Raw genomic sequence first — 12,922 nt, forward strand, 5'->3', positions numbered from 1 at the left:
TTTCAAACAGTAAAAGTATACCAGTATTATAGAAAGTATTTTCCATATAAAAGTTTTATATGAATAAATGGACTAATATTCTTGAATATATTTATAAATTATTGTATAATACGCAATGTTAGTACACGAACAATACGTATAAAAACAATTAACATAAGGAGGAATAATATGAAAAAAATTACTTTAGTTTGTTTAATTGCAGCAATGATTTTAAGTGGTTGTAGCGTTACAAACAGCACAAGTGTAGATAGTAATTTACAGACTACTGAAAATACTCAGCAAAACACTAAAAATCAATACATAATGGCTGGAAAAATTGCAGCAAATGATGAGGCAAATATAGCTTCAAAGATTTCAGCAAGAGTTTCTGAAGTATCAGTTAATATTGGCTCAAATGTAAATAAGGGAGATACTATTATTAAATTAGATACACAGGATTTACAGGCACAGGTGAACCAAGCACAAGCAGCAGTAAATACTGCTAAAGCAAGCTTAGTTAATGCTACTAATGGTACGCGTCCTGAACAGATAGCACAAGCACAAGCAGCTCTAGATAATGCAACTGAAAGTTATGAAGTTACTAAAAAGAATTATGAACGTACAAAAACTCTAGTTGAAGCCGAAGCAAATACGCAACAGCAACTTGAGTCTGCAGAGCAACAACTTGTTGCTACAGAGGCACAACAGAAATCAGCGCAAGAACAGTTAAATATGTTGAAAAATGGTGCAACAGAAACTAGTATAGATGTTTACAAAGCTCAGGTAGAACAAGCTGAAGCAGCTTTAAAGACTGCACAAACAGCTTTAAGTAATGGAACTATTACAGCACCAATTTCAGGTGTAGTAAATGCTAAAAATATTAATATAGGCGAAATGGCATCACCAAGTGCAACTCTTGTTTCAATCTCTAATTCTAGCACTTTATTTGTAAATGCTTATGCACCATCAGATATTATAAGTGAGCTAAAAGAAGGACAAGACGTAGCTGTTAAAGTATCTGAAGTACCAGATACAGTATTTGAAGGAAAAATAGCTGTTATAAATTCAAAATTAAATTCTCAAAGTAGAAATATTTTAGTTAAGGTAACTTTATCAGATCCCAATGCCCAATTGAAACCTGGTATGTTTGCAGAAGTTGGACTAAAGGAATAAAAAATAAGGAAAGAGGTGACTTTAATATGAATGGAAAACGTAAAATATTAATTATTGGAATTTTAATTACAATTGCAGTAGCATTAGGGGGAATAGTATTTTATTATTGGTATGAGAATACTTATTATGTTTCAACTGATGATGCAAGGGTTAGTGCAGATTTAGTTAATGTAACTCCACAAATTTCAGGAAAATTATTAGAGCTCAATGTAGAGGACGGCGATGTAGTTACAAAAAATCAAATATTAGCTCGTCAAGAAATGAATAATCTTCCTGATTCAAGTATAGATCAATCCTTAGTAAGGGCACCTATTAATGGTATAGTTGTCAAGAAACAAGGAACAATAGGGGAACTTTGGTCAACAGGTCAAACTTTAGTGACTTTAATAGATCCTAATAAACTTTACATAACCGCTAATATAGAAGAAACAAAACTTGGAAAGATAAGAGCTAATGAAACAGTTGATATCACTATAGATCAATATGATTCACAAAAGTTTACTGGAAAAATTAAATCAATAGGAGAAGTAACCAATTCTGCTTTATCATTGTTACCATCAACTAGTGGTACATTTACAAAAGTAGTTCAAAGAATACCTATAAAAATTGAACTTGATCATTTTGACAATAAGATGCTTCCAGGAACCAATGCTGTTATTAAGATTCATGTTAAGTAATGAGGTGGTATGATGGAAGAGAATAAAAATGGATTACTAGCCAGTTGGTTAGCATTATTTGTAGTAGTAATAGGCACCTTTATGTCTATACTGGATAGTAGTATAGTTAACATTGCTCTTCCTAAGATGATGGCTGTTTTTGGTATGCCGTTAGATGATGCAAAGTGGATATTAACATGCTATACATTAACACTTGGAGCTATTATACCATTAACAGGATATCTTCAAGATGTTTTTGGTGCTAAGAGAATATATATGTTTGCATTAGCAATGTTTACAATAGGTTCATTACTATGTGGATTTTCATGGAGTGGTGCAACTATGATAACATTTCGTGTAATTCAAGCTCTTGGTGGTGGTATGATAATGCCAGTAGGAATGTCAATAATATACCAAGTATTTCCTAGAGAAAAGATAGGACTAGCTCTTGGGTTTTGGGGAATAGCAGCTATGGCAGCACCTGCTATAGGACCAACTTTAGGTGGATATATTATTGAAAAGATGGACTGGAGACTTATTTTTACAGTCAATGTTCCTATAGGTATACTAGGTGTAGTAATGGCTGGATTTTTATTAAAAGGTGTTCAAAGAAAACCATTTAAATCTTTTGATATAATAGGTTTTTTATCTTCTACAATTGCTATAGTAAGTATATTATATGTTCTTGGTGAAGGTTCTTCAGTTGATTGGAGTGATATAAAAAATCCAATACTAATGACTTTTGGTTGTTTAAGTCTTGTGCTATTTATAGTAAATGAGCTTACCCATCCAGATCCTTTACTAGATTTACGAGTTCTTAAATTATTTGACTTTAGTATAAGTTTAATAATAACCAGTGTTTTAACTTTGGCACTTATGGGAGGTGCCTATATATTACCATTATTTTTGCAAAGCATAAGAGGATATACAGCTATGCAAACAGGAATTATTATGCTTCCCTCTGCACTGGTAGTAGGGGTTATGATGCCAATAAGTGGTAGTGCTTTTGATAAAGTGGGAGCAAAACCACTTGTAATACCTGGACTTATAATATTAGCTATAAGCTCTTATGCACTTGCAAATGGTATAAATATGAATTCAAGTAAAGAATATATAATAGTTATTACTTGCATGAGGTCAATAGGGTTAGGGCTTGCTATGATGCCAATTAGTACAGCAGGAATGAATGCAGTAAAAACAGAATTAGTTGGAAGAGCTTCAGCACTTAATAATACCATTAGGCAAATATCAGGTGCACTTGCCGTAACTATAATGTCTACAATAATGCAAGGAAGAACTAACTATAACTATTCGAAACTATCAGAACAAATAAATGTTTATAATAAGACAGCTACTGATACAATAAGTACATTAACAAAAGTATATATTCATTCAGGCCAATCACAAAGTGTTGCTAAAGCTTCAGCTATTTCTCAATTAATGAAAATGGTGCAAGGTCAAGCAACTATAGATGCTATGGCATATGCTGTCATGATGACTGTTATTGCAGTACTTGTAGCTATAATTTTAACTTTATTTATGAGATCTAGAAAATAATTCCCAAAATTAAATTAGGAAGGTGAAGAAAATGAATCTTAAGGATAATTTACCAGATTTGAATAATGAATTAGCTCTAAAACAAGCAGATGAGATAATTGACATATTTAAAAATATTAAAAAGACTCTTAATAGTAGATTTGTAGAAATTGCAAAACGATATGGGTTTACGACGCCTCAACTTGTAGTCATATTTCATTTGTACGAAAGACCATCAATAACGCTTAATGAGTTAAGTGATTATATGCAGTTAACAAAAAGTACAGTTTCTGGTATAGTAGATCGTTTGACTAATCAAGGTGTTGTAATTAGAGAAATACCTAAAGATAACCGTAGGATTGTAAAGTTATCAATTTCCGAAGAATTTAAAAAAAACAATGATATATGTAATATGAAGAAGACTTTTGTTTCTGGATTAATATCTAATAATATAAAAAACATGGATCCAGCAGAAGTAGAGAAAATCATCTATGGATTAAGGCAATTTAATTTATTGTTAAACCAAGATAATTAAAAGTAAAATTTTTACCATTAATTAAATTTAAAATAGTCCATTTAAGTAATAAGAAGACATGTTAAAAAATAACAAATGAATATGTTAACCTATTTCGTGTCACACTTTATCAGTAAGATTAAATAACAACATGCAATGAGATTAATCTTACTTCCCTGTCGGAAACAAAATATATGTAATATGCCTGGAGTGTTACTTTATATAATATGATTAAGATAAAATTTGGTGAAGAGGTGAATATATATGAGGAAGAACATAAATAAGTTAGTTGCTTTTGCAATTGGAGTAAGTGTTATGAGTGGAAGCATTATGCCAGTATTTGCAGATGAAAATGGACAATCTACTAGCACTAAGGTAAGTATACAGACAGTTATAGATGCTAAATCAAATAGTGCAGAAAACGGAGTTTTTACATTAAATGATGCAATAAAAGAAGCAATAAACAACAGTGCAGTATTATCACTATATGATAAAAAAATAAGTTATCAATCTAAATTTGATGATCTTAATGAAGAACTTGATGATCAACCATCTGCCACTAATCCTAAAGGGAAAAGTGATAATGAAAAAGATCTTAATCAAGATACTCGTGATATTAATTTAAAACAACTAAAACAACAAAGAAATTTTGAAGAAGACAAGCTAATACAAAAGACAACTAAAGCTTATAATGATATTGTTATAAACCAAAAGAAAATAGCAAAAGCACAAAAGGAATTAGAAATAAAAACTAGAGATTTAAATAATACAAAATTAAAAAATCAGCTTGAGATGGTAACAACAATTGATTTACAAACTACTCAGCTTAACATAGAAAATTTACAAAACCAAAAGAAATCTCAAGAGAATGCATTAAAAGATGCACAAGATAGTTTTAAAGTTTTAACAGGAAAAGATGTAACAAAGTATGCTTTAGAGCAAGATATAAAATATGATACATTTAAGATAGACGGTTCAGTGGATGAATATTTAGATAATGTTATAGAGAATTATTTAAAGTATAATGAGCAGTTAATTAAACTCAATAAGGATTATTATAATGATAAAGATAATAAAGTAGATAACCCAAAAGAAGATAATGTTCCTATTCCTCAAAAACCAGACTTTAATAGCTATAATGGTGATTATAATAAAATGTTAGATGATTATAGCGAATATACCCAAAAATTAAATATTTATAATTCTCAAAAACAAATTTATGCAGGACAATTATCCGCAAGATTATCATACTTAAAAGCAAAATTAGGAACATATGAAGGCGAAACAAATTTAAACGAAACTAAGAAAAAATTCAAAGAGTCACTAAAAACTTTATACACAAATCTCCTTACTACAGAAGACAATATTAATTGGTTAACAAAAAATATAGAACTTACAAATAAACAACTCAGCAATGCAAAACTTAAATACGATTTAGGAATGTTAACTAAATCAGATTACGATACTCAAGTTTTAAACAGTGAAAATTTAGATATTCAATTAAGAAGTACAATTGAGAGCTATAATACTTTAAAAGAACAAATTCAAAAACCTTGGATTACATTTTCATAATAGTAAAAAATATAATGGATTAAATGAAGTAGTAGCTAATAATTAATTTTAAGAGCTACTATTTTTCGTAGTTCTATTTAGTTAATAGATTATTAAACATTTATATAAATAGGTTGCAAAGATATAAGAAAAAATAAAAATGTGGAATTTTAAGATTAAATCTATATTATATATTGTAGACAAAAAAAAATTATATGATAAAATATATCCAGGGGTATGAAATAAATGAATAAAGAGGTGATAGTATAAGTAAGAAAATATGTGATGATATTAAAAAAGCGCCAGAACTTAAGTAGAAATTAATTAACTTGTGTTTTAGAATTATGTGAGTAAAGTTTTTAAACGGAAACTCGACTCACATTTGTTCGCTGAGTAAGTTCGAACGACTAAATACAAGATTTAGGTTCTCACTTAAGTTGACGAGGTTGGGGAGTTATCGAAACTTCGGCGGGTGCCCCACGGTATTTGCACTACCGTTAACAGCTGGCAAAGCTATGAAGTAATTTATAGTACAAATCCAGTTTGGTGTTAAAACCTTCAAAAATTATAGGTTTTTAGGTCCTAAGATTATTATGCCCTTTTATATTTTACAAAGTTAGGACAAAATCCTAAATAGAAGTAATAAAAATAATCTTTAAGGAAACCCAATTTATATGAGTTTATTGGGTAATTTGAAGAACCAAATATGAAATTTGGATTCTCACTTAAAATAAGGAAGGAAGATTTAATATGTGCGGAATAGTTGGATATGTAGGAAAAGGAACAGCCACATCTTTTTTAGTTAGTGGATTGTCAAAATTAGAATATAGAGGATATGACTCAGCAGGAGTTGCAGTTATTGAAGGTGGAGACCTTACAGTAAGAAAGTTTAAAGGACGTCTTGCTAATTTAGCTAGTAACATTCAAACAAGCCCTATTAAAGGAAATATAGGAATAGGTCATACTAGATGGGCAACTCATGGAGCACCATCAGATATGAACTCTCACCCTCATTTAAATTCTGAAGAAACAATTGCAGTAGTTCATAATGGAATTATTGAAAATTATTTAGAACTTAGAGAATGGCTTAAAGGAGAAGGATATACTTTTAAATCAGAAACTGATACTGAAGTAATTCCAAATCTTATAGATTATTATTATCATGGAGATTTATTTGAAGCAGTTAAAAAAGCTATTAAAAGATTAGAAGGAAGTTATGCTATAGGTGTACTTTCAAAAAATGAACCAGATAAGTTAATAGCAGTAAGAAAAGATAGTCCACTAATAGTAGGACTTGGAGAAGATCAATTTTTTATTGCATCAGATATTCCAGCAGTATTAAATTATACAAGAGATGTTTATCTTTTAGAAGATGGAGAAATTGCTATAATTACAAATTCAGGAGTTAAACTTTTCACTGAAGATGGAAAATCAATTAGTAAAGAAGTATATCATGTTACATGGAATGAAGATGCAGCTGAAAAAGGCGGATTTGACGATTTTATGTTAAAGGAAGTCCATGAACAACCAAAAGCAATTAGAGATACTATGACTTCAAGAGTATCAATGGATCATAGTATTTGTCTAGATGATCTTAAGCTTTCAAAAGAAGATTTAGAAAATATAGATAGAGTATTTATAGTTGCTTGTGGTACAGCATATCATGCTGGTCTTGTAGGTAAACATGTAATAGAATCATTAGCTAAAATTCCAGTTGAAGTAGATATTGCTTCAGAATTTAGATATAGAAATCCATTAGTTACAGATAAATCTTTAGTTATTGTTGTAAGCCAATCAGGGGAAACAGCAGATACTTTAGCAGCATTAAGAAATAGTAAGAAGATAGGTGCAAAAATTGTTGCATTAACTAATGTAGTTGGAAGTACAGTTTCAAGAGAAGCTGATCATGTGCTTTATACATTAGCAGGTCCAGAAATTTCAGTTGCATCAACAAAAGCTTATGTAACACAAGTTATTGGAATGTATATGTTAGCTATGAACTTTGCAGAAACTAAAGGAACATTAACATCAAAAGAATTAGATAAGTTAAAAGAGGAATTATTAGATTTACCTGAAAAAGTAGAGTTGGTGTTAGAAGATAAAGCTAAAGTTAAGGAAGTAGCAAAAAAGATATACAAAGAAAATGATGTATTCTATTTAGGTAGAGGATTAGATTATGCATTAGCATTAGAAGGAGCACTTAAACTTAAAGAAATAACTTATATTCATGCAGATGCTTATGCTGGCGGAGAATTAAAACATGGCCCTATAGCATTAATTGAAGAAGGAACAAAAGTAATAACTCCGTTTACTCAAGACGATTTAAAAGAAAAAATGCTAAGTAATATAATAGAAATTAAAGCAAGAGGTGCTCATGTTATAGGTATTTGCTATGAAGGCACTAAAGGCGTAGAAGAAGTAATGGATGAAGTGTTATATATTCCAAAAACTTTAGGCATGTTTGGACCAATATTAGGAGTAACAGTACTTCAATTATTGGCATATTATACAGCTAAAGAAAAGGGATGCGATATAGACAAGCCAAGAAATTTAGCTAAATCAGTTACTGTAGAATAAGGAAAGCTAAAAATATTACAGTTGTTGTAACTTTATAAAAAAGTTCAACCGTTTATAAAAAACTTTAACCGTTTTGAAAAAAGTTTAACTATTTATAAAAAAGTTGAATCGAAATATTTATTATGGATATGCTATATTTTAGAGAATGTAGTATGGAAAAATTAAAAAAATATAAGAATGTAAAAAAACTGCACATTCTCATTTAAGGTGAGAGTGTGCAGTTTTTTACTTTATTAATGGAGGTGAAGTGAATGGCAAAAAGAAAAAGAAATTTAGATGTAGCTAAAATGATTAAGGATGGAATAGGTACAGGAAAAGGAGATAAATATAAGCCATGGATTAAAATTCAGGATGTACCTTCTTTAGGTAGATCAAGTAGAATAAGAGGAATTAAAACAGGAAGGCAGCATGAACTATTGTCAGATATGGAAAGAAATTATTTTTTCTTTTTAGAGTACTCAGACACGGTTCAAGATATAAGAGAACAGTTTCCACTGCTTCCTATTGAAGATACACTTCTTATTGCTAAGGAGTTAGGTGTAGAGCATCCTAAACACCCTGAAACAGGAGAATATATTGTTATGACTACAGATTTTTTAGTAACTATAAATTATAACAATGAGTTTTATGAAGTAGCTAGAACAATAAAATCTAAGGAGGATCTTATTAATAAAAGAATATCAGAAAAATTTGAGATTGAGAGACAGTATTGGGAGAAGAAAGGTATTAACTGGGGGATAGTTACTGATGAAGAAATAGATAAGGTCATAGCAAACAACATAAGCTTAGTTCATAGTTATAAAGATATAGGTGCGATAGATAGTTTTAATGATATTAAAGCTAGTGATTTAAAAGATTTAATATATGAATTTATGAGAAGAATAATTGATAATACTGAAGCTATGAGAAGTATATGTAATGAGTTCGACAATGAAATGTGTTTGGAAAAAGGAAGTAGTCTTTGTATATTTAAGTATTTAATAATAAATAAAATTATTGAAATTGACATAACAGAAAAAATTAACGTTAATAAGGCTATATCCAGTATAAGTATAATAGAAAAATCAATTAAGAAGGTGGAAGCAATATGATATCCATCAATTCAGTTTTCAAACGTGTAGATAATGAAAATGGAGAAAGAATAAGGATTATTAATGTTATTGAATTTTATGTGTACATAGTAAATATTGATGCAGTAACATCAATGCCTAGAAAAGAATTATTAACAACTATTGAAGAAGAAATTGATGGAGAAAAATTAATAGCTATTAAAGATCCCTTTTCTAGAATAATTAATGAAAAAGAACTCTCAGAACTACAGATTAATAAAAGAAATGCAGCTTGGGAGTTTATTGAAAAGTATTGGCAAACAAATGAATATGAACTCTTAGAAAAAAGTCATAGGGAAAATAAACTTATGGAAATAGCTAATACTTCAGGGCTTAGTTTGACAAAAGTAAAAAAAATATTTAGTAGGTATTGGCAAAGGGGAATGAATAAAAATGCTTTACTACCTGATTATATAAATTCTGGAGGTAAAGGAAAAGAAAAAAAACTATCTGATTTAAAAGTAGGAAGACCAGCAAAAGTAGATTATTTAGGAGATTCTATAGAAGGAATTAATATAACTGATGATGTGAAAAAGCATGTTCAATTTGTTATTAATAAGTATTATAGAAATAGTAAAAAGATATCTTTAAAAGAAACATACACTCTAATGCTTAGAGACTTCTATTCAGATGTATATAGAGAGAATAATGAAATCAAACATATAGTTTGGGATAATGAGAGAATACCTAAATATAATCAATTTTATTATTGGTTTAAGAAATTTGAAGATGTTAAAAAGGATATTGTGCTAAGAGATAGTGACAAGGAATTTAATTTAAAACATAGACCATTACTAAGTAATTCTACAATTGAAACAGATGGGCCAGGAACAAGATTTCAAATTGATGCAACCCCAGCGGACATATATTTAGTAAGTTCTTTAAACACAAAAAGAATTATAGGTAGGCCGATTGTGTACGCAATAATAGATGTATATTCTAGATTAATTACTGGAATTTATGTTGGATTAGAAGGACCATCTTGGCTTGGAGCTATGATGGCATTAGATAATATGATTGCTGATAAGGTTGAGTTTTGTAAGTCGTACGGAATAGAAATTACTGAAGAACAATGGCCGTCAAAACATTTACCAGATATTATAATAGCTGATCGTGGTGAATTTGAAGGATATTCGCCTGAAAATCTAATTAATAATTTAAACGTGAAAATAGAAAATACTTCCCCTTATCGTGGCGATTTAAAAGGTATAGTTGAAAGGAATTTTAGAACTTTAAATACTAAAGTAAAGCATAAAACGCCTGGTGCTATACAAAAGGAATTTAGAAAAAGAGGGGATAAAGATTATAGATTAGATGCAACGTTAACCCTTGAAGCGTTCACAAGAGTATACATAAATATTGTCTTGCATCATAATAAGAGCCTTATAGAAAAATATCCTGTTGAAAAAGAAATGCTAGAAGATGATATACTGCCAATACCGATTCAACTTTGGAAGTGGGGAATTGAAAACAAAAAAGGTAGATTAAAGACCGTTGATAGAGATGTATTAAGATTAAACATTCTTCCAAGGGGAAAAGCAAGTGTTTCAAGGGTCGGAATTAAATTTAAGGGATTATCGTATAGTTCTAATAAAGCTATTAGTCAACAATGGTTTATAAAGCCTACGGCTAGAAGTATTGATATTGTATATGATCCTAGAAATGTTAACGAAATATATATTCCACATGACAATGGATTAGGCTACGAGGAATGTTATTTATTGGAGACCTGCAATCAATATAAAAATTGCCTACTAGAAGAAATAATTTTTAATCAGGAATTATTAGCTGAATTAAAAGAGAAAAATTTAAGAGAACAAAATCAAAGTAATATTGATTTAGAGAAAGAAATAGAAAAAATAGTTAAGGAGTCTGGAATAGAAAAAGCAAAGGAAATAGCTTTTGAGGAAAGTAAAAATAAACAGCTCAAAGGTATAAGACGGAACAGAATTATTGAAAAAGAAATGAATAGAGAAACAGAAGCTTTTAAAATTGGTGAAGAAAAAAATGCTTCCAATAGTGGTGCTGAAATAATAGAATTACCAAATAGAAATGATGAAGTAGTTAAAAAAGAAGCATCAGGTGATAATAGAATAATGGAATTGCTAAAAAAGAAAAGAGATGAAAGACGTGAAAAATAATGAAGTAATAAGTATTTTAAAAGGTGAATGTGAAAGAGCTAATTATAAAATACAAGAGATTGACGAATATAAAAACAATCCATTCATCGAAGCATTACCTAATATTTTTACTGAAGAAGATGTAGTAGATAAATTCACTTTATTTCCTGAAATAAGTGATGAAGATAGAGTTAAAGCCTCAAATATAAGATACCATATAATAAAAAGAGCTAAAAATTTCGTTCAACCTTTGCCGATTCATATTATTTTAGAAAGAAGATTATCAGCATTGATAAGAAGGGGATATTTAGCTAGAAATCCAATAGATAAAGCTTTTTTAGAACGCTTAAAAATACTGAATGAGCTAAGAGATGAAGTAGCAGAGAATAAGGTTGTTAATGAAAGAATGAGCCATATTAGATCAACAGCAGACAGCCTATCTGTTATAGGAATCTCGGGTATTGGAAAAACTACAGCTATAGAAAGGCTTTTATTAATGTATCCTCAAATAATAAAACATGAAGAATATGAAGGGCAATATTTTAGTAGAACTCAGATAGTGTGGCTGAAGATAGATTGCCCTTACGACGGCAGTCTAGCAACTCTATGTAAAAGTTTTTTTAAAGCAATTGATGATTTATTAGGTACTAGATATTTGGAGAAGTTTGGCTATGCTAATAGAATAACTTCAACAATGATGCTTCATATGACAACTTTAGCAAGTATGTATGGCATAGGTGTTCTAGTAATTGATGAGATTCAACATTTATTAAATGCTAAAAATGACATGGAAGAAATGCTTAATTTCTTTGTTACGTTAAGTAACACGGTAGGAATACCAACAGTTCTAATAGGCACCAGTAAGGCTCAACAGGTGTTTAATGGTAACTTTAGGCAAGCTAGGAGAGCAGCAAGCGAAGGAGCTATAATATGGGATAGGATGCCAAAGGATAGTGAAGAATGGACTTTCTTTTTAGAAACATTGTGGGATTTTCAATGTTTACAGGAAGAAACTAAACTATCTAGGGAAATTAAAGAAGCGTTTTATGATGAATGTCAGGGTATTACAGCAGTTGCAGTTAATTTATATATACTCGCTCAAGAAAGAGCATTAGCTAAGGGAAAAGAAAAAATTTCAGTTGGTGTTATAAGAGCTACAGCAAAAGAAGATCTAAATATGATTCAACCGATGATTAAAGCACTTAGAAATAATAATATTTCAGAAATAATAAAATATGAGGATATATCTATTAACTTGGATGATATAGCAATAAATTATAAAAGTGACATGGAACTTAACGGAAGGGTTAAGGAAGCATTTAATGAAAGAAAAAAATCCATAGATTTAATGAGAAGAAGTACTGTGGAAAATCTTATCTTTGATTTAAAATCAATGGATTTATTTAAAAAACTTGATGATGTAGATATTAAAAAAATATGTGAGACAACAGTTAATAAAGCTAGCATTAATGAGGAATACAGTAGCCTGAAAATTTTAGCTTTACAAAAGGCTTTGGAACAAGAAGAAAAGGAAAAACAAAGCAGAGATAAACTTGAAAAAATAGAAACTAAAAATCAAGAGTTAATAGCGCTATATGAAAAAGCAAGAAATGATAACGTGCATCCATATGATGTACTAAAAAAGAATGGATATATTAAAAATCCAATAGATGAATTTTTAAATGTAAAATAAGCTTATTTAAATTG

Annotated in this window: 9 protein-coding genes; all 9 read left to right on the top strand. The window is 29.6% G+C overall.

Annotated elements, in window-relative coordinates; translation table 11 throughout:
• Positions 1–168: 168 nt before the first annotated feature.
• The 9 genes from BM027_RS03330 (at position 169) to BM027_RS03370 (ending at position 12,908) form a co-directional block, all read left to right on the top strand.
• On the top strand, positions 169–1,152 hold the full coding sequence (locus BM027_RS03330) for an efflux RND transporter periplasmic adaptor subunit (protein ID WP_090088778.1): 984 nt from the start codon (positions 169–171) through the stop codon (positions 1,150–1,152).
• A 26-nt stretch (positions 1,153–1,178) separates the two neighbouring features.
• On the top strand, positions 1,179–1,829 hold the full coding sequence (locus BM027_RS03335; protein ID WP_090088780.1) for an HlyD family secretion protein: 651 nt from the start codon (positions 1,179–1,181) through the stop codon (positions 1,827–1,829).
• Positions 1,830–1,841: 12 nt separating this feature from the next.
• Positions 1,842–3,365: a DHA2 family efflux MFS transporter permease subunit gene (locus tag BM027_RS03340; RefSeq protein WP_090088782.1), complete on the top strand. Its 1,524-nt coding sequence runs from the start codon at positions 1,842–1,844 to the stop codon at positions 3,363–3,365.
• Between the two features lie 31 nt (positions 3,366–3,396).
• On the top strand, positions 3,397–3,879 hold the full coding sequence (locus tag BM027_RS03345; protein WP_090088784.1) for a MarR family winged helix-turn-helix transcriptional regulator: 483 nt from the start codon (positions 3,397–3,399) through the stop codon (positions 3,877–3,879).
• Positions 3,880–4,122: 243 nt separating this feature from the next.
• A complete protein-coding gene (locus tag BM027_RS03350) occupies positions 4,123–5,430 on the top strand; it encodes a TolC family protein (RefSeq protein ID WP_090088785.1) in 1,308 nt (435 codons plus the stop codon).
• Positions 5,431–6,159: 729 nt separating this feature from the next.
• Positions 6,160–7,986 carry a glutamine--fructose-6-phosphate transaminase (isomerizing) gene (glmS, locus tag BM027_RS03355; protein ID WP_090088787.1) on the top strand — a complete coding sequence of 609 codons (1,827 nt, stop codon included), beginning with the start codon at positions 6,160–6,162 and terminating at the stop codon, positions 7,984–7,986.
• 251 nt (positions 7,987–8,237) lie between these two features.
• Complete coding sequence (locus BM027_RS03360; protein WP_090088789.1) at positions 8,238–9,077, top strand: TnsA endonuclease N-terminal domain-containing protein; 840 nt, start codon at positions 8,238–8,240, stop codon at positions 9,075–9,077.
• Positions 9,074–11,236 (top strand): Mu transposase C-terminal domain-containing protein, encoded by a 2,163-nt coding sequence (locus tag BM027_RS03365; protein ID WP_090088791.1) that lies wholly within the window; start codon positions 9,074–9,076, stop codon positions 11,234–11,236. The genes BM027_RS03360 and BM027_RS03365 overlap by 4 nt, the downstream gene beginning before the upstream one ends.
• The gene (locus BM027_RS03370; protein WP_090088793.1) at positions 11,217–12,908 is read left to right on the top strand and encodes an ATP-binding protein; all 1,692 of its coding nucleotides are present in this window, start codon (positions 11,217–11,219) and stop codon (positions 12,906–12,908) included. Before BM027_RS03365 ends, BM027_RS03370 begins: the two co-directional genes overlap by 20 nt.
• The last annotated feature ends 14 nt before the right edge of the window (positions 12,909–12,922 follow it).

This window comes from Clostridium uliginosum (assembly GCF_900112485.1).
Lineage (GTDB): Bacteria > Bacillota > Clostridia > Clostridiales > Clostridiaceae > Clostridium > Clostridium uliginosum.